Source organism: Serratia marcescens subsp. marcescens ATCC 13880 (assembly GCF_017299535.1).
GTDB classification, from domain to species: Bacteria; Pseudomonadota; Gammaproteobacteria; order Enterobacterales; family Enterobacteriaceae; genus Serratia; species Serratia marcescens.
In genome coordinates, this window is record NZ_CP071238.1 from 2,085,033 (window position 1) to 2,102,783 (window position 17,751).

Here is a 17,751-nt window from a genome sequence, read left to right on the forward strand (position 1 = left end):
CGACTTGTCGGGCTTTTTTACGTTTAGGCGCCGGTGGCCGCCAGCGCTTCCGGCAGGGTCGGATAGAACTGCAAGCGGCCCTCGATCGGCTGCACCCGCGCGCGCGCCAGGGTTTTCAGCGGCTGGAATGGCACGTCGGTGATCACCAGTTTCTTGTCCGCCGGCAGCACGTCGATAAAGCGGCGCAGGGCGCTCAGGCCGCCGGCGTCGAGCACCGGCACCGCATCCCATTGCAGCACGATCGTGCGATAACTTTCGCTGCGCGCCAGCAGTTCGGTAAAGATGCGCTCGGCGGCGGCGAAGAACAGCGGGCCATTCACTCGCAGCACCAGACGGCCGTCATCGGCGCTCAGTTCGCTTAGCCGCGTCATGCGGGCGATGCGGCGCATAAACAGCAGCGACGCCAACACGATGCCCACGGTAATGGCGATCACCATGTCGAACAGCACCGTCAGCGACATGCACAGCAGCAGTACCAGAATGTCGTCCTTCGGCGCCCGGCGCAGCAGGTAAATCACTTTGTGAGCCTCGCTCATGTTCCAGGCGACCATCAGCAGCAGCGCCGCCATCGCCGCCAGCGGCAGATAAGAGAGCCATGGCGCCAGAACCAGCAGCGCCAACAGCACCAGCAGCGCGTGGATGATGGCGGACACCGGCGAGGTGGCGCCGGCGCGCACGTTGGCGGCCGAGCGGGCAATCGCGGCGGTCGCGGTGATGCCGCCGAAGAACGGCGCGATGATGTTGCCCGCGCCCTGGCCGATCAGTTCGCTGTTCGAGTTATGCTTCTTGCCGGTCATGCCGTCGAGCACCACCGCGCACAGCAGCGATTCGATCGCCCCGAGCATCGCCATCGAAAACGCCGCCGGCAACAGGGCGGAAACGGTTTGCCAACTCAGAGTGAACGGCTGCCCGCCGCCGCCCGGCAGATCCCAGGGCAGCAGCAGCTGCGGCAAGATAGGCGGGATGCCCTGGCCGCTGCTGCCATCGGCCAGCAGGTAGCTGAAGCGGGAGCCGATGGTCGCCACCGGGTGGTCAAACAGCGTCAGCAGCCCCATCAGCGCGGTGCCCGCCAGCAGCGCCGGCAGGTGGCCTGGCACCCGCAGGCCGAGCTTGGGCCAGAAGATCAGGATCAGCAGCGTCACGGCGCCGATCAGGGTATCGCCGAAATCCAGCGTCGGCAGCGCCTGCAGCAGGGCGTACAGCTTGCCGACGTAATTTTCCGGCGTGTGCGCCAGTTGCAGGCCGAAAAAATCCTTGATCTGCATGGTGGCGATGGTGATGGCGATGCCGGAGGTAAAGCCGAGCGTCACCGGCAGCGGAATGTACTCGATCAGCCGGCCAAAGCGCGCCAGCCCCATCAGCAGCAGAAATACCCCGGAGATCAGCGTGGCGACCAGCAGGCCGGCCAGGCCGAACTGCTGAGAAACCGGATAGAGGATCACTACGAAGGCGGCGGTGGGGCCGGAGACGCTGTAGCGCGAACCGCCGCTGACGGCGATGACGATGCCGGCGATGGCGGCGGTATACAGGCCGTACTGCGGCGGCACGCCGCTGGCGATCGCCAGCGCCATCGCCAGCGGGATGGCGATAATACCGACCGTCACCCCGGCGATAGCGTCTTTCAGCAACCGCGCCAGGCTATAAGGTTCCCGCCAGCAGGCGTCTATCAGCGCGCTGAAGGGGCGAATTTTGTTTATTTCATGGGTTTTCATCTACGGTGCGTACCAAATCTTCAAAAGTGAAAGGAATGGCGGGCCCGATGAGGTCCGTCTTGTCACGTGACAGATACCATACGCCTTTTTTCCAGCGGATTACCAGACCTGTGTCAATTTGGCGCAGGAAATCAGAGAGTCGCCCTTTTGTTCGGCGCTAAATGCCGTTAATAGAGAAGTCAGCCGCAGATTCTGCGGCTGAAAAGGAAAGTGACAGTCAAGGTTTTAACGGTTATTGCAGGGCGGGCAGGGATAAGCCGAGAAAGTGGGCTAAAGTGCTCACCAATAGTTGGTGATCTTCCTTCTGCGGCGCGCCGGAAATGCTGATGCTGCCGACGCAGCCGAGGCCGGTCAGGGTGAGCGGGAAGGCGCCGCCGTGCACCGAATAGTCGCGCACGCTCAGCCCGTAACGCTCCTCCAGCGACGTTTGCCGCTGCTGCAGGCGCAGGCCGATGGCGTAAGAGCTTTTGTGAAAATGGTTCACCAGATTGCGCTTGCGCCGCACCCAGTCGGCAATGTCCGGCGTGGCGCCCGGCATGGCGTAATAAAACAGCGTCTGCCCGGCCAGTTGGATCTCGATGGCGATGCTCAGGCCGCGCCGCTCGGCGGCGGTTTTCAGCGCCGCGCCCAGTTCCCAGGCGGTGGCGGCGTCAAAATGGGTAAAGGCCAGCGTCGCTTCCTGTTCGCTGAGCGCTTGCAGTTCATCGTCGATATTCATGCGGTTCTCCCCCGATAACACAACGCTCAGAGTAGCCTGAAGCATGCGTCGTGAGATAGACGGCTTGGCGATAAGATAGAACTGCTACTCTATTAATAGACTGTGTATCCCTATGGATTTCAAATTGCAGCTAGGCGCCCAGCGATCGCATCCCCAGTAGCTTACTCAGGTAAGTGACTGGGGTGAGAGCGCGCAGGTAACAACGCTGCGGTTTGAAAGACGATGGGTATAAATGGCCGCCGCCGAAGCGGAGACGACAGGGATGCGTTATTCAACATCTGCACATTACCCCCTGGCGATCCCGAGGAGCGCGCTGACTATTTATGACTTACATTGCGTCCATTTCCACCCTTTACAGCGACGCCTGCATCACCTACGCGACGTTGTCGATAAGCTATTTCCTTCTCAGCAAGAATGCCCCTTTTTCTTATCAATCCGCACTGTGGAAGCGCGTTGTTTTCGGCCTGCTGGCCGGGGTGGCGGTGCTGTATTTGAGCCAGGATCGGCTGGAGCTGACCGATAAGGTGCATTACAGCTTTGCGATGATCCCGATGATATTGGTGACTTTCTTCGGCGGCGGCGTCAGCGGGCTGGTGAGTTTTCTGTTCGCCATGGCGCTGACCGGCGGTTTCACCGTCGATAACTTGTTCATCGCCTCGATCGTCGCGCCGCTGCTGCTGTCTCGCGTGTGGCTGAAGAAATCCCATCGGGTGTTTTACCTGACGATCGGCATCATCGCGCTGTATCGCATCGCGGTGGTGTGGCTGCTGGTGGACATGAGCGGGCTGTGGCCGGATGTGTTGCTGTACCAGGCGGTTTCCGCACTCTGTCTGGCGATTTGCTATCATGCGCTGAATTTCAAAGAGCGCCATATCTACGCCTATTTCGCGATGCGCGCGCGCGCCACCACCGACAGCCTGACCCACATCAACAACCGCGCCAGCGTCGATTATCAGCTGATGCTGCAGCGCGCCGAACGCCGCCCGTGCGGGCTGATGATCCTCGATTTGGATAACTTCAAAAGCATCAACGATACCTACGGTCATCCGGCCGGTGACGTGCTGCTGGCCAGCGTCGGCCGGCTGCTGCAAAACAGCGTGCGCAATGAGGACTTCGTCGGGCGCTACGGTGGCGAAGAGTTTATGGTGATCACCGCCAGCTACGATCCGCAGGTCATCGGCGGGGTGGCGGAGCGCATTCGCAGCGCGGTGGAAAGCTCGACGTTCTTGCTGAATGCGCACGACGAAGCGCACATCACGCTGTCGATCGGCGTGTCGCTGTATCTGCCGGGCATGACGCTGGACAAGGCGATCGCCATGACCGACGAGGCCTTGTATGAGGCGAAGCGCGGCGGCAAAAACCGGGTGGTGACCAGCCGCGTGATGCAGCTGGCGCCGCTGGGCGCCGGATTCCCGCGCGAATAAGCCGCCCCCGCCGCCACGGCGGGGGCGTTGGCTCAGGCCGCCAGCGTGTGCTCGCGGAAGGCGTTCAGCAGCTCTTCGGTGAACGTCAGGCGTTTTTGGCGATCGGCCAGATCGAGCGTGAACTTCAGCTTGCTCGGGCCGTCCAGGCGGTAAACCTGCGGATTGCCCTGCAACAGGCCGATCAGATAACCCGGATCGACGCGGTTGTTGTCGCCGAACTCGATAAAGCCGCCGCGTTCGTTGCTCTCGATGCGTTTGATCCCCAGTTTCTGCGCATGCAGGCGCAGCGCCGCGCACTGCAACAGATTGCGCGCCGCATCCGGCAGTTGACCGAAGCGGTCGATCAGCTCGACCTTCAGCTCGTCAAGCTCACCGTCGTTTTTCGCGCTGGCGATACGCTTATACAGTGACAGGCGGGTATTGACGTCGGGAATGAAATCTTCCGGCAGCAGCGCCGGCATGCGCAACTCTACCTCGGTCTGGCTGCTGGTAAGATCTTCCAGCGACGGTTCTCGGCCGTTTTTCAACGCGTCGACGGCGCTTTCCAGCAGCTCCATATAGAGCGAGAAGCCGACGGTGGTCATCTGGCCGCTCTGATCTTCTCCCAGCAGCTCACCGGCGCCGCGGATCTCCAGATCGTGGGTCGCCAGCGCGAAACCGGCGCCGAGATCTTCCAGCGACGCGATGGCCTCGAGCCGTTTATGAGCGTCGGTGCCCATGGCTTTCGGGTTTGGCGTCAGCAGATAGGCGTAAGCCTGATGGTGCGAACGCCCGACGCGGCCGCGCAGTTGGTGCAGCTGCGCCAGGCCGAAGCGATCGGCCCGCTCGATGATGATGGTGTTGGCGCTGGGGATATCGATGCCGGTTTCGATGATGGTGGTGCACACCAGCACGTTGAAGCGCTGGTGGTGAAAATCGTTCATCACCCGCTCCAGATCGCGTTCGCGCATCTGGCCGTGACCGATGGCGATGCGCGCTTCCGGCACCAGCTCAGCCAGGCGCTGCGCCGCTTTCTCGATGTTTTCCACGTCGTTGTAGAGGTAGTAAACCTGGCCGCCGCGCAGCACTTCGCGCAGGATCGCCTCGCGCACCACCAGACTGTCGTATTCGCGCACGAAGGTCTTCACCGCCAGCCGGCGCGCCGGTGGGGTGGCGATGATCGACAGATCGCGCATGCCGCTCATCGCCATGTTCAGCGTACGCGGGATCGGCGTGGCGGTCAGCGTCAGGATATCGACGTCGGCGCGCATCGCTTTGATGCGCTCCTTGTGGCGCACGCCAAAGCGGTGCTCTTCATCGACGATCAGCAGCCCCAGGTCTTTCCAGCGCAGATCGCTCTGCAACAGCTTGTGGGTGCCGATAATGATGTCCACTTTGCCTTCGGCCGCGTCGTCCAGCACCTGCTGCTGCTCTTTGGCGCTGCGGAAACGCGACATCATCTCGATGCGGATCGGCCAGGTGGCGAAGCGATCGCGGAAGTTGTCGAAGTGCTGCTGCGCCAGCAGTGTCGTCGGCACCAGCACCGCCACCTGCTTGCCGTTTTCCACCGCCAGGAAGGCGGCGCGCATCGCCACTTCGGTTTTGCCGAAGCCGACGTCGCCGCACACCAGGCGGTCCATCGCCAGCGGCTGGCACATGTCGCTCAGCACCGCGTTGATCGCCTGTTCCTGATCCGGCGTGGTTTCGAACGGGAAGCTCTGGCAGAACAGCTGGTACTGCTCGCGGTTGTGTTTGAAGGCGAAACCGGCCTTGGCGGCGCGCTGGGCGTAGATATCCAGCAGCTCGGCCGCTACGTCGCGCACCCGCTCGGCCGCTTTCTGCCGCGCGCGCGTCCAGGCGTCGCCGCCCAGTTTGTGCAGCGGAGCGTTTTCGTCCGCGCCGCCGGCGTAGCGGCTGATCAGATGCAGCGAAGACACCGGCACGTACAGCTTGTCCTCACCGGCGTAGGAGAGGATCAGGTATTCGGCCTTGATGCCGCCGGCTTCCAGCGTGGTCAGGCCGACGTAGCGGCCAACGCCGTGCTCCAGGTGCACCACCGGCTGGCCGGGATGCAGCTCCGCCAGGTTGCGGATCAGGGTATCGGTGTTGATGGTGCGCCGGTTGTCCTGCCGGCGGCGGCTGACGCGCTCGCCGAGCAGATCGCTTTCGCAGATCAGCGCCCGCTGGCGCAGGCCGTCGAGGAAGCCGTGTTCGGCGGCGCCGACCATCATGTAACGGCCTGTCGTCTCCGCCTGATCGAGACGCTGAATCAGCGCCGGCGCCAGCTTGATGCGGCCGAGCAGATCCTGCAGCGTTTCACGCCGCCCCTCGCTCTCGACGGAGAAAATCACGCTGCCGTCGAAGCCTTCGATAAAGCGCCGCAAATTATCCAGCGGGGATTTATGCTGCGCCTGCACAGCCAGGTCGGGCAGGGCATGGTAATCCAGATTGGTATTGCCGGCCTTGGCCGGCAGCTCATCGGTTTTCAGCGCGATGCGCGGCCAGGCCTTCAGCTCACCGAACAGCGCGTCAACGCGCAGCCACAGCGTATCCGGCGCCAGCAGCGGACGCATCGGATCGACGCGGCGGCTTTCGTAACGCTGGTTGACGTCCTGCCAGAAGCGCTCGGCGGCGCCCTCCAGATCGCCGGTATTGACGATCAGCGTATTGGCCGGCAGGTAGCTGAACAGCGACGGCAGCGGCTGGCTGAAGAACAGCGGCTGCCAGTATTCGATACCGGCGGGCCAGGCGCTTTTGCTGACCTGCTGATAGATGTGCTCGGCGTCGCGACGCACCTCAAACTGCTCGCGCCACTGGCTGCGGAACAGCTCGATGGCGTTCTTGTCGGTGGGGAACTCGTGGGCCGGCAACAGATTGATGGCCTCGACTTCGCTCAGCGTGCGCTGGGTATCGACGTCGAAGATGCGCAGACTGTCGATTTCGTCATCGAAAAAGTCGATGCGGTAAGGCTCATCGCTGCCCATCGGGTAAAGATCGAGCAGCGCGCCGCGGGTGGCGAATTCGCCATGCTCCATCACCTGATCGACGCTGCGGTAACCGGCCTGTTCCAACTGCGCGCGCAGCTTGTCGCGCGACAGGCGCTGGCCTTTCTTCATCACCAGCGCGTGGCCATGCAGGAATTCGTGCGGGCAGACGCGCTGCATCAGGGTGTTGACCGGCAGAATGATCACGCCGCGCGCCATGGTCGGCAGGTGATACAGGCTCGACAAACGATCCGAGATGATTTCCTGATGCGGCGAGAAGCTGTCGTACGGCAGGGTTTCCCAGTCGGACAGCGTGGTCACCATCTGATCGGTGAACTGCTGGATCTCGTCGCGCAGCCGCAGGGCGTTTTGCATGTCCGGCGCGATCAGCATCACCGGGCCAGGGTGGCGTTCGACGATCTCGGCGCACTCCACGGCACAGGCCGCGCCGGTCAGTTGCCCCAGTTGGCGCAGATCGCCCGCGCGATCGGGCAGAGAATAACGGGGGGATGAAGAACGGTTACGGCTATCGGAAGTGCTCATTCAGGTATCTTTAATCAATGTGTTGGATGGCGTCCCGGCACGGATAACCCAGCGCCTTTATGCTGTTTATAGTAGCCCAGCGGCCGGCAAACTGACACAGCAAAAAGCGCTGCCCATCAATTTTCTGCCGGTTATTTAACCGGTTAATGCCGTCTGTTTTTTGCGGTTGAGAATAAATAACGCGCGAAGCTGCCGCCGTCTCCCTCTTCGCCGCCACGCAATAAAAGGCCGTCGGGTGTTCCCTAAACGAGGGAGAGCCTTTATTATCCATGATCACTTTGCTTAAGCCACGGCTATCAAACGGATTTCATGTATCAACCTGTCGCGTTATTCATTGGCCTGCGCTACATGCGCGGGCGAGCCTCAGACCGCTTCGGGCGGTTTGTGTCCTGGCTTTCCACCATCGGCATTACGCTGGGGGTGATGGCGTTGGTCACCGTGCTGTCGGTGATGAACGGATTTGAAAAGGATCTGGAAAACAACATTCTCGGCCTGATGCCGCAGGCGTTGGTCACCAGTCCGCAAGGATCGGTCAACCCGCAGCAGCTGCCGGCCTCCGAAGTGCAGAAGCTGCAGGGCGTCACGCGCGTCGCGCCGCTGACCACCGGTGACGTGGTGCTGCAAAGCGCCCGCAGCGTGGCGGTCGGGGTGATGCTCGGCGTCAATCCCGACGAGGCCGATCCGCTGACCCCGTATCTGGTCAACGTCAAGCAGCAACAGCTGCAGCCGGGCCAATACAACATCATCATCGGCGAACAGCTGGCGGGGCAACTGGGCGTCAAGCGCGGCGATTCGCTGCGCGTGATGGTGCCGAGCGCCAGCCAGTTCACGCCGATGGGCCGCATTCCCAGCCAGCGCCTGTTCACTCTCATCGGCACCTTCCACGCCAACAGCGAGGTGGACGGCTATCAGCTGCTGGTCAACCAACAGGACGCTTCGCGCCTGATGCGCTACCCGGCCGGCAACATCACCGGCTGGCGCCTGTTCCTGCAACAGCCGCTGACGGTCGATACCCTCAGCCAACAGGCGCTGCCGGCGGGCACTGTCTGGAAAGACTGGCGCGATCGCAAGGGCGAGCTGTTCCAGGCGGTGCGTATGGAGAAGAACATGATGGGGCTGCTGCTCAGCCTGATCGTGGCGGTGGCGGCGTTTAACATCATTACATCGCTCGGCCTGCTGGTGATGGAGAAGCAGGGCGAGGTCGCCATTCTGCAGACCCAGGGGCTGACCCGCCGCCAGATCATGTCGGTGTTCATGGTGCAAGGCGCCAGCGCCGGCATTATCGGTTCGCTGCTCGGCACGCTGCTCGGCGTGCTGCTGGCCACCAACCTGAATAACCTGATGCCGATCCTCGGCGCCTTGATCGACGGCGCTTCGCTGCCGGTGGCGGTCGATCCGCTGCAGGTGACGATCATCGCCGTGGTGGCGATGGCGGTTTCCCTGTTGTCCACGCTTTATCCTTCATGGCGCGCTGCCGCCGTACAACCCGCTGAGGCTTTACGTTATGAGTAACCATCTTTTGCTGCAGTGTGACAACCTGTGCAAGACCTACCAGGAAGGCAATCTGCACACCGACGTGCTGCGCAACGTCAGCTTTGCCATGCAGCAGGGCGAGATGATGGCGATCGTCGGCAGCTCGGGTTCCGGCAAGAGCACCCTGTTGCACCTGCTGGGCGGGTTGGACTCGCCGACCTCCGGCGAGGTGATCTTCAAGGGCGAATCGCTGAACGCCATGTCTTCGGCGGCCAAGGCCGAGCTGCGCAACCGCCAGTTGGGCTTCATCTATCAGTTCCACCATCTGTTGCCGGACTTCACCGCGTTGGAAAACGCCGCCATGCCGCTGCTGATCGGCGGCGCCAAGCCGGCGCAGGCGCAGGAGAAAGCGCGGGAGATGCTGGCGGCGGTCGGGCTGGAAAAGCGCAGCAAACACCGCCCGTCCGAGCTTTCCGGCGGCGAGCGTCAGCGCGTGGCGATCGCCCGTGCGCTGGTCAACAACCCGGCGCTGGTGCTGGCGGACGAACCGACCGGTAACCTGGATAAACGCACTGCAGACAGCATCTTCGATCTGCTAGGCGAGCTGAACGTGCGCCAGGGCACCGCGTTCCTGGTGGTGACGCACGATCTGCAGCTGGCCAAGCGACTGAGCCGCCAGCTGGAAATGGCCGACGGCCACCTGCAGGCGCAGCTGACCCTGATGGGGGCCGAGTAATGGCGGGAGCCTCACTGTCCTTCCTGACGGCCCTGCGTTTTAGCCGCGGCCGTAAACGCGGCGGCATGGTGTCGCTGATCTCGGTCATCTCCACCATCGGCATCGCGCTGGGGGTGGCGGTGCTGATCGTCGGTCTGAGCGCGATGAACGGCTTTGAGCGCGAGCTCAAGAACCGCATTCTGGCGGTGGTGCCGCACGGCGAGCTCGAGCCGGTCAATCAGCCGTTCAGCGGTTGGCCGTCGATTCTGCAGCGGGTGGAAAAGGTGCCGGGCATCTTGGCCGCCGCGCCGTACATCAACTTTACCGGCCTGATGGAAAACGGCGCGCAGCTGCGCGCGGTGGAAGTCAAAGGCGTGGATCCGCAGCAGGAGAGCCGACTGAGCGCGCTGCCGCAGTATGTGCAGGGCGACGCCTGGGCCAACTTCAAGCCCGGCGAGCAGCAGGTGATCCTCGGCAAGGGCGTGGCCGACGCGCTGGGCGTCAAGCAGGGCGCCTATGTCACGGTGATGATCCCTAACAGCGACCCGGAGATGAAGCTGCTGCAGCCGAAGCGCATTCGCCTGCACGTGACCGGCATTTTGCAGCTCAGCGGCCAGCTCGATCACAGCCTGGCGCTGGTGCCGCTGGCCGATGCGCAGCAGTATCTCGACATGGGTGACAGCGTCACGGGCATCGCGCTCAAGATGAACGACGTGTTCGCCGCCAACAAGCTGGTGCGCGACGCCGGCGAAGTGACCAACGCTTACATCTACATCAAGAGCTGGATCGGCAAGTACGGCTACATGTACCGCGACATCCAGATGATCCGCGCCATCATGTACCTGGCGATGGTGCTGGTGATTGGCGTGGCCTGCTTCAACATCGTCTCCACGCTGGTGATGGCGGTGAAAGACAAAAGCGCCGACATCGCGGTGCTGCGCACCCTGGGCGCCAAAGACGGCTTTATCCGCGCCATCTTCATCTGGTACGGGCTGCTGGCCGGGCTGCTGGGCAGCCTGAGCGGCGTGGTGATCGGGGTGATCGCCTCGCTGCAGCTGACCAACATCATCCGTGGCATCGAGAAACTGGTCGGTCACTCCTTCCTGTCGGGCGATATTTACTTCATCGACTTCCTGCCTTCCGAGCTGCACTGGCTGGATGTGCTGATCGTGCTGGCGACCGCCATCGTGCTGAGCCTGTTGGCCAGTTGGTATCCGGCGAGGCGCGCCAGCCGCATCGATCCGGCGCGGGTGCTGAGCGGACAATAAAACCGACGGGGAGGCAGCGATGCCGCCCCGTTTTTTTAGCCTGGGGATGGGTTATGTACTACGGTTTCGATATGGGCGGCACCAAGATTGAGCTGGGGGTGTTCGACGACAACCTGCAGCGCATTTGGCAAAAGCGGGTGCCGACGCCGCGTGAAGATTACCGGCAGCTGCTGGCCACGCTGTGCGATCTGACCCTTGAGGCGGATGCGTTTTGCGGCCGGCGCGGCAGCGTCGGCATCGGTATTCCGGGCCTGCCCAACGACGATGACGGCACGTTGTTTACCGCCAACGTGCCGGCGGCGATGGGGCGGCCGCTGCCGCGCGATCTGGCGGCGCTGATCGGGCGCGAGGTGCGCGTCGATAACGACGCCAACTGCTTTGCGCTGTCGGAAGCCTGGGACGACGAGTTCCGCCGCTACCCGACGGTGCTGGGCATCATTCTCGGCACCGGCGTAGGCGGCGGCCTGATCGTCGACGGCAAGACGGTGCCCGGGCGCAACTATATCGCCGGCGAGTTCGGCCATTTGCGCCTGCCGGTGGACGCGCTCGAGGTGCTGGGGCGTGATGTGCCTCGCGTTGCCTGCGGGTGCGGCCATCAGGGTTGCATTGAAAATTACATATCGGGCCGCGGTTTCGAATGGATGTACGCCCATTTCTATGACCGGCGCTTGCCTGCCACCGAGATCATTGCGCATTATCAGGCGGGCGAGCCGCAGGCGGTGGCTCACGTCGACCGCTTTATGGACGTGCTGGCGATCTGCTTGGGCAACCTGCTGACGGTGCTGGATCCGCACCTGGTGGTGATCGGCGGCGGGCTGTCGAACTTCGACGCCATTTACCGGGCGTTGCCGCAGCGGCTGCCGGCTCACCTGCTGCGGGTGGCCCGGCTGCCGCGCATCGAGAAAGCGCGCTATGGCGACGCCGGCGGCGTGCGCGGCGCGGCGTTTCTCAATTTGGCTCGCCCAACGTAATGGGCGTTGCGGCCAGGCGTGAATATATGCAGCCAACAACGCCGCAACGTCCAGTAAGAAGGGTAAACAGGGAAAAGTAAGGAGAGAGTTAATGCACACTCGCCATCGGCTGTGTCAATTTCGCAAGAGTAAGCATGTGCTGCATCAGCGCTTTCGTTCACGCATTTTTCACCGTGACACCATGGCGGCGGCCGAGCTGAAAAAGCCGTTTGTGGTGGTGTTGACCGGGGCCGGCATTTCGGCCGAGTCGGGCATTCGCACCTTCCGCGCCGCGGATGGGTTGTGGGAAGAGCACCGGGTGGAGGATGTCGCCACGCCGGAAGGTTTCCAGCGCGATCCGGCGCTGGTGCAGGCGTTTTACAACGAACGCCGCCGTCAGCTGCAGACGGAGGAGATCGTTCCGAACGCCGCGCACCGCGCGCTGGCGGATCTGGAAGAGTGGCTGGGGGACAACTTCCTGCTGGTCACGCAAAACATCGATAATCTGCATGAGCGCGCCGGCAGCAAGCGGGTGCTGCATATGCACGGCGAATTGTTGAAGGTGCGCTGCACCCAATCGGGGCAGGTGTTCGAATGGCCCGGCGATCTCAGCGTCGACGATCGTTGCCATTGCTGCCAGTTCCCGGCGCCGCTGCGGCCACACGTGGTGTGGTTCGGCGAGATGCCGCTGGGCATGGACGACATCTACCAGGCGCTGAGCAAGGCCGATTTCTTCGTCGCCATCGGCACTTCCGGCCACGTCTATCCGGCGGCCGGGTTCGTGCATGAGGCGCGGCTGGGCGGCGCCTACGCGATGGAGTTGAACCTGGAGCCGAGCCAGGTGGAAAGCCAGTTCGACGAGAAACACTACGGTCTGGCCAGTGAAGTGGTGCCGCGTTTTGTGCACAAGTTCCTGGTGGGCAAGGTGGCGCGGGCCGACAGGCCCTGAGAAAGGCATCAGGGCGCACTGCGCGCCCTGATGAGATGGCGGGGCGTATTAGCGCCCGGCTTTCAACTTTTGGAAGTAGCTTTCGTACAGCGTGCTGGCGTCGCCGACGTCGTTTTGCCACTCGCCGTGCTCAATCACCGCCTTATCCGGATAGAGTGACGGGTCGTTGGCGATCTCCGGCGACAGCAGCTTCTTCGCCGCCAGGTTCGGCGTCGGGTAACCGATGGTCTCCGCCACCTGCACCGCGATTTCCGGCCGTAACAGGAAGTCGATCAGCTTCAGCGCCCCTTCGACGTTGCGCGCGTTGGCCGGAATGGCCAGGCTGTCCATCCAGAAGATCCCGCCTTCCTTCGGCCAGACGATCTCCAGCGGCGTGCCGGCCTGGCGCGCCACAAAGGCCGAACCGTTCCACACCATGCCGACGTTGACTTCCCCTTCCATAAACGGGTTGCCCGGGTTGTCGGAGTTGAAGGCCAGCACGTTCGGCATCAATTTCTGCAGTTCGTGGTAGGCGGCTTCGATCTCTTTCGGATCGGTGGTGTTGCCGGAATAACCCAGCTTGAGCAGCGCCATCTGGAACACTTCGCGCGCGTCGTCGGTCAGCAGCAGGCGGCCCTTGTACTGCGGTTGCCACAGATCGGCCCAGGCGGTAACGGTAGAGGGATCCTGCGCGTCGCTGTTGACGCCGATGGCGGTAGCGCCCCAGATGTAAGGAATGGAATAGTCGTTGTTGGGATCGAACGGCTTGTTCAGCAGGGTGGGATCGAGATCCTTGAAGTGGCTGAGCTTGCTCTTGTCGATTTTTTGCAGCATGCCTTCCTTGCTCATCTTGGCGATGAAGTACGTGGAAGGCACCACCAGATCGTACGCGCCGTCTTTGTAGGTCTTCAGCTTGGCGTACATGCTTTCGTTGGATTCATAGGTGGAATAGATCACCTTGATGCCGGTTTCTTTGGTGAACTGCTCCAGCAGCCCCGGCGGGACGTATTCAGTCCAGTTATAGAAGTACAGTGTCTTGCCGTCAGAGGCGTTTGCAGAGCAGAAACTCAGCGCCATCATCCCGGCTGCGAGCAGATGTGACCACTTTTTCATGCAGCGTATCCTTCAGCAGTAGTGAGCCGAACCCGTATGGGCTGCCGTTTCCGGCCGCGCCATACCCCAGAAAGGGGCCATTATAGGGGCCGGGGCGGGGTGGGTAAAGGCGGTTATCCCGCTGGCAAATCAAGGGGTTCGGCGGCTTAAAGCGCATCACAATTTGTGTGTCTCGCGCTGGACAGGCGGTGAAGCGCGTGCGAAACAATAATTTTGGCGAATAAACGAGGGCGGCGATGAATTTCAAACAGGTCTTCAGCCAGGCGGAGCTCAGCAAGACGGATCTGACGATTTTGCACTGCATTCTCGACAACCCGGACGCCTGCATCGACGACGGCATCCGCGCGGTGTCCGCACGCTGCTACAGTTCCCCCTCGACGCTGGTACGGCTGGCTAAAAAGCTGGGCTTTCGTGGCTATCTCGAACTGGTTTATTTCATCAAATTCAACCTGACGATGGCGCCGGCCTACCAGGCGGAACGCCCTACGTCGGCGGCGCCGCCGGCCCAGCAGGCGCAGTTTCTCGATCTGCTCGACAGCGGCAAGATCCTGATCCACGGCAGCGGTTTTTCGCAGCTGGTGGCGCAGTATATGTACAACAAGTTTATGACGCTGGGCGTAGACAGTTACCTGTCGCTGTGGCCGGATTTCGACATTCTTGACCGTGAGACGCGCTTTCGCTTCGACATGGTGATCGTGATTTCAAAGTCGGGCAACAGCGGCTCGGCGCTGAGCTGGGGCGAGGCGGTGAAGCGTAACCGCATTCTGCTGGCGGCCTTCTGCGGCGACGGCGACAGCCCGCTGGCGCAACAGGCCGACATGACCTTTCTGTTTGAGGACCGGCAAAAATACGATCACGATATCTACTATCCCAACCCGTTTTTCGGTCACTGTCTGTTGGGATTCGAGAATGTGATCACCGCCTGGTTTGAACGGCGCGGCCGCTGACGGCCGCGCCGCGCCATTTAGCGCCAGTGCCCTGCATACTGACGGTGAACCTGCAGGTACTCCTCCACCAGCGTTTTCGCCAGCGAGTAGGAGTTGACCAGCGGGTGCACCATCAGCGCCTTGATGGCCAGCTGGCGATTGCCGGTCAGGATCGCCGCCACCGCCAACCGTTCGTACTCTTTCACCTGCGAAATCAGGTTTTTCTGGGTGTCGGGAATATCGCGCATTTTGACCGGCTGAATGCCGGCGCTGCTCAATTCGCAGCTGATTTCGATCACGTCTTCCGGGTGCAGAAAATCGAGCGTGTCGCGGTTTTGCATCGATACCACCACGCGTTTTTGCCGGCCGCTGTTGACCGCCTCCAGAATGTCGATCGCCACCCCGGCATAGCCGCCGCTGTCCGGCTGTTCGATAAACTGTTGCAGCGTCAGCATCTCACGCGTTTTCACCTTGCCCTGGTTGGACTCGCGCTGCATGTAGGAGTTTTCGCGCTGCAGGTAATGGCAGAAATAGACAGAGAAGGCGTGTTCCAACTGGCGGGGGATGTCCAGTTCGCCTAACTCTGACAGCATTTGGCGGTTGATCGCCGCGATTTGTTCGCCGCGCGTCTCGCCGCCCGCGACGATGGCGGCGATCGCCTGCTCACGGTAGTAGTAATAGTAGAGATACTCGTTGAGCATCAAATTGTCCGACAGCGCCACCAGCTCCGGCGAGAAGTATTTCATGCAGGTATCGCGATACAGGCGCGGATCCGCCAGCAACCGTTCCGTGACCGGCTCGCCGTTGACGCGCGCATTGCGGAACCAGGAAAGATGGTTGAGGCCGAAACAGTCGACGCTCAGTTGGTCTTCGCGGCAGTCCAGCAGCTCGGCCAGTTCGCGGATAAACTCGCTGGGGGCGTCGCAGATGCCGTAGACCCGGCGCTGGAAGCCGGATTTGATGATCGCCTCGGTCACCATGCCGGAAGGATTGGTGAAGTTGAACAGGACCGCGTCCGGCGAGGAAAGCTGCTCGATCAGGCGGCAATAGTCGAGGATCGCCGGAATTGAACGCATCGCCATGGCGAAGCCGCCGGCGCCGGTGGTTTCTTGCCCGAGCAACTGGTGATTGAGCGCGATGCGCTCGTCATGGATGCGGCCTTCCTCGCCGCCGATGCGCAGGGTGGTGATGATGTAATCGGCGTCTTGCAGCGCCTGGCGCGGATCGCTGCTGAGACTGAAAGCAATGTCGCCGCGAATGCGCTGGAATACGCCCTGCGCGAGGGCGCCGTAGATCGCCAGATGGCGCTCATCGGTATCCATAAACACCACTTCGGTAATGCCGATGCGATGGGCGTTATAGGCGATGGACTTGGCGAGGAACGGGGAACGCACGCCGCCGCCGCCGAGAACGGTTAATTTCATTCGATATCTCCCATTAATAAAGCGTTAGAGTGCCGCTAAATATTTCTCTACCTGATTTTTGACCTTTCCGACCGTGACGCCGTAAATCACCTGCACTTCACGGCGATTCTTCACCACGCCTTTGGCGCCGGTGCTTTTCAACGCGGCCTCATCCACCCGCGCCATATCCTTTAATTCCACCCGCAGCCGGGTAAAGCAGTTATCGACGGAAATAATGTTTTCCTTGCCGCCCAGCGCGCGAATAATGATGCCGCTCGGCTCGTCCGGGGTATTTTTGCGGTTCCGGTAATCCTGTTTGGAATAGAGTTTGACGTCCTGATCATCTTCACGGCCCGGCGTCTTCAGATTGAGCTTCAGCACCAGCGTTTTGAACACCAGGTAATACACCGCAAACTGCACCAGGCCGATGACCACATACAGCGGCCAGCGGGTGAGGGAAACCGGCAGCGGCAGGTTGTAGGCCAGGAACTCGACCAGCCCGCTGGCGCCCCAGGGGCGAACCTGCAACAGGTTGCAGGCTACCTGCGACAGCGCGGTCAACACGGCGTGGATCACCCACAGCAGCGGAGAGATAAACAGGAAGGTGAACTCTATCGGCTCGGTGATGCCGACCAGGATCGAGGTGGTGATGGCGGGGATTAGAATCGCCTTGGCCAGCATTTTCTTTTCCGGCTTGGCGGTGTGATAGAAAGCCAATGCCGCGCCCGACAGGCCGAAGATGGTCACCATCCCTTGCTGCGAGAAGCGCAGCGCCTCGTTCATCAGCGGCGAGATGCTCGGGTCGCGCATGTAGGCCAGGAAAATCGCCTGTGAACCGGAGACGGTCTGGCCGTCCTGCACGATCGAACCGCCGATGCTGGTGAGCTGGAACGGCGACCAGATAAAGTGGTGCAGCCCGGTGGGGATCAGGAATTTCTCAAAGAAACCGTAGACGAATACCCCGAGCGAGCCGGCGCTTTTCATAAAGCCGGTCAGCGCGATCAGGCCCTGTGAAATCGCCGGCCATAGGTAGCTGAAGGCGACGGCGTACAGCATGATGATCGGCGTCATGGCAATCAGCACCAGCTTGGCGCCGCCGTAGACCGAGAACACGCCGTTGAGTTCGACGTTGCACAGGCGGTTATGCACCCAGGCGATGGTGACGCCGAGGATAAGACCGAGGAAAATGCCCATATCCACCACGGTAAAACCCAGCAACTCCGTCTGCCCGGTGCCATAATACTCACCGTTGATCTTGGCCGCGACGTGGCCGCTGAATTGCAGATAAGAAGAATTGGCGCCGAGGAACATGATAAAGCACATCACCGCGACCAGCGCCGCTTCGCTTTTCTTGTCTTTGGCCAGGCCGTAGGTAATACCGATACAGAAAATCAGCCCGAGATTGCCGAATAACGGCCAGAAGGTATCGCCGATCATTTTACCGATAGAGAAGACGGCGGAATGTTCATTGATTAATGTGGCATTGGTAAGAATAGAACTGAGCGCCAGAATCAGACCGATTACCGGCAGGAAAAATATCGGCCCCATCATGGCTTTGGAGAAAAGCTGCAGCTTATTTAAGATATTATCGATAATACCTTTCATGGCAGTTCCT

14 protein-coding genes are annotated in these 17,751 nt (G+C 61.5%); 7 read left to right on the plus strand and 7 right to left on the minus strand.

Translation table 11 applies throughout. The features are described 5' to 3' along the window. Positions 1-23: 23 nt before the first annotated feature. Together dauA and J0F90_RS10015 are read right to left on the minus strand one after the other, a co-directional pair. The gene (gene dauA, locus J0F90_RS10010; protein ID WP_033640627.1) at positions 24-1,712 is read right to left on the minus strand and encodes a C4-dicarboxylic acid transporter DauA; all 1,689 of its coding nucleotides are present in this window, start codon (positions 1,710-1,712) and stop codon (positions 24-26) included. Positions 1,713-1,944: 232 nt separating this feature from the next. Further along, the gene (locus J0F90_RS10015; RefSeq protein WP_004941092.1) at positions 1,945-2,430 is read right to left on the minus strand and encodes a heme-degrading domain-containing protein; all 486 of its coding nucleotides are present in this window, start codon (positions 2,428-2,430) and stop codon (positions 1,945-1,947) included. A gap of 323 nt (positions 2,431-2,753) precedes the next feature. Here J0F90_RS10015 and J0F90_RS10020 point away from each other — a divergent pair, with 323 nt between their 5' ends. Then, on the plus strand, positions 2,754-3,854 hold the full coding sequence (locus J0F90_RS10020; protein ID WP_033640626.1) for a GGDEF domain-containing protein: 1,101 nt from the start codon (positions 2,754-2,756) through the stop codon (positions 3,852-3,854). A 32-nt stretch (positions 3,855-3,886) separates the two neighbouring features. Here J0F90_RS10020 and mfd read toward each other — a convergent pair whose 3' ends face one another. Continuing rightward, positions 3,887-7,360 (minus strand): transcription-repair coupling factor, encoded by a 3,474-nt coding sequence (mfd, locus tag J0F90_RS10025; protein ID WP_033640624.1) that lies wholly within the window; start codon positions 7,358-7,360, stop codon positions 3,887-3,889. Positions 7,361-7,370: 10 nt separating this feature from the next. After that, complete coding sequence (locus tag J0F90_RS10030; RefSeq protein ID WP_033640622.1) at positions 7,371-7,631, minus strand: hypothetical protein; 261 nt, start codon at positions 7,629-7,631, stop codon at positions 7,371-7,373. Between the two features lie 38 nt (positions 7,632-7,669). Between J0F90_RS10030 and lolC the strand changes: the two genes are divergently transcribed. The 5 genes from lolC (at position 7,670) to cobB (ending at position 12,715) form a co-directional block, all read left to right on the plus strand. Next, positions 7,670-8,872 (plus strand): lipoprotein-releasing ABC transporter permease subunit LolC, encoded by a 1,203-nt coding sequence (gene lolC, locus J0F90_RS10035; RefSeq protein WP_004941116.1) that lies wholly within the window; start codon positions 7,670-7,672, stop codon positions 8,870-8,872. Next, positions 8,865-9,569: a lipoprotein-releasing ABC transporter ATP-binding protein LolD gene (lolD, locus tag J0F90_RS10040; RefSeq protein WP_004941120.1), complete on the plus strand. Its 705-nt coding sequence runs from the start codon at positions 8,865-8,867 to the stop codon at positions 9,567-9,569. Before lolC ends, lolD begins: the two co-directional genes overlap by 8 nt. Beyond that, entirely contained in the window at positions 9,569-10,816 is a 1,248-nt protein-coding gene (lolE, locus tag J0F90_RS10045) for a lipoprotein-releasing ABC transporter permease subunit LolE (RefSeq protein WP_004941124.1), read from the plus strand. The genes lolD and lolE overlap by 1 nt, the downstream gene beginning before the upstream one ends. 53 nt (positions 10,817-10,869) lie before the next feature. Beyond that, a complete protein-coding gene (gene nagK / locus J0F90_RS10050) occupies positions 10,870-11,787 on the plus strand; it encodes an N-acetylglucosamine kinase (protein ID WP_033640621.1) in 918 nt (305 codons plus the stop codon). A gap of 91 nt (positions 11,788-11,878) precedes the next feature. Continuing rightward, positions 11,879-12,715 carry a Sir2 family NAD+-dependent deacetylase gene (gene cobB, locus J0F90_RS10055; protein ID WP_016928086.1) on the plus strand — a complete coding sequence of 279 codons (837 nt, stop codon included), beginning with the start codon at positions 11,879-11,881 and terminating at the stop codon, positions 12,713-12,715. A gap of 48 nt (positions 12,716-12,763) precedes the next feature. Here cobB and potD read toward each other — a convergent pair whose 3' ends face one another. Next, on the minus strand, positions 12,764-13,807 hold the full coding sequence (gene potD, locus J0F90_RS10060; protein ID WP_025302505.1) for a spermidine/putrescine ABC transporter substrate-binding protein PotD: 1,044 nt from the start codon (positions 13,805-13,807) through the stop codon (positions 12,764-12,766). 236 nt (positions 13,808-14,043) lie between these two features. Between potD and J0F90_RS10065 the strand changes: the two genes are divergently transcribed. Continuing rightward, on the plus strand, positions 14,044-14,754 hold the full coding sequence (locus J0F90_RS10065) for a MurR/RpiR family transcriptional regulator (protein WP_016928084.1): 711 nt from the start codon (positions 14,044-14,046) through the stop codon (positions 14,752-14,754). A 17-nt stretch (positions 14,755-14,771) separates the two neighbouring features. On the opposite strand, the gene J0F90_RS10070 is transcribed toward J0F90_RS10065, so the two are convergent. Continuing rightward, entirely contained in the window at positions 14,772-16,157 is a 1,386-nt protein-coding gene (locus tag J0F90_RS10070) for a family 4 glycosyl hydrolase (RefSeq protein WP_033640619.1), read from the minus strand. Between the two features lie 24 nt (positions 16,158-16,181). Then, complete coding sequence (locus tag J0F90_RS10075; RefSeq protein WP_033640618.1) at positions 16,182-17,741, minus strand: PTS transporter subunit EIIC; 1,560 nt, start codon at positions 17,739-17,741, stop codon at positions 16,182-16,184. Positions 17,742-17,751 lie beyond the last annotated feature (10 nt).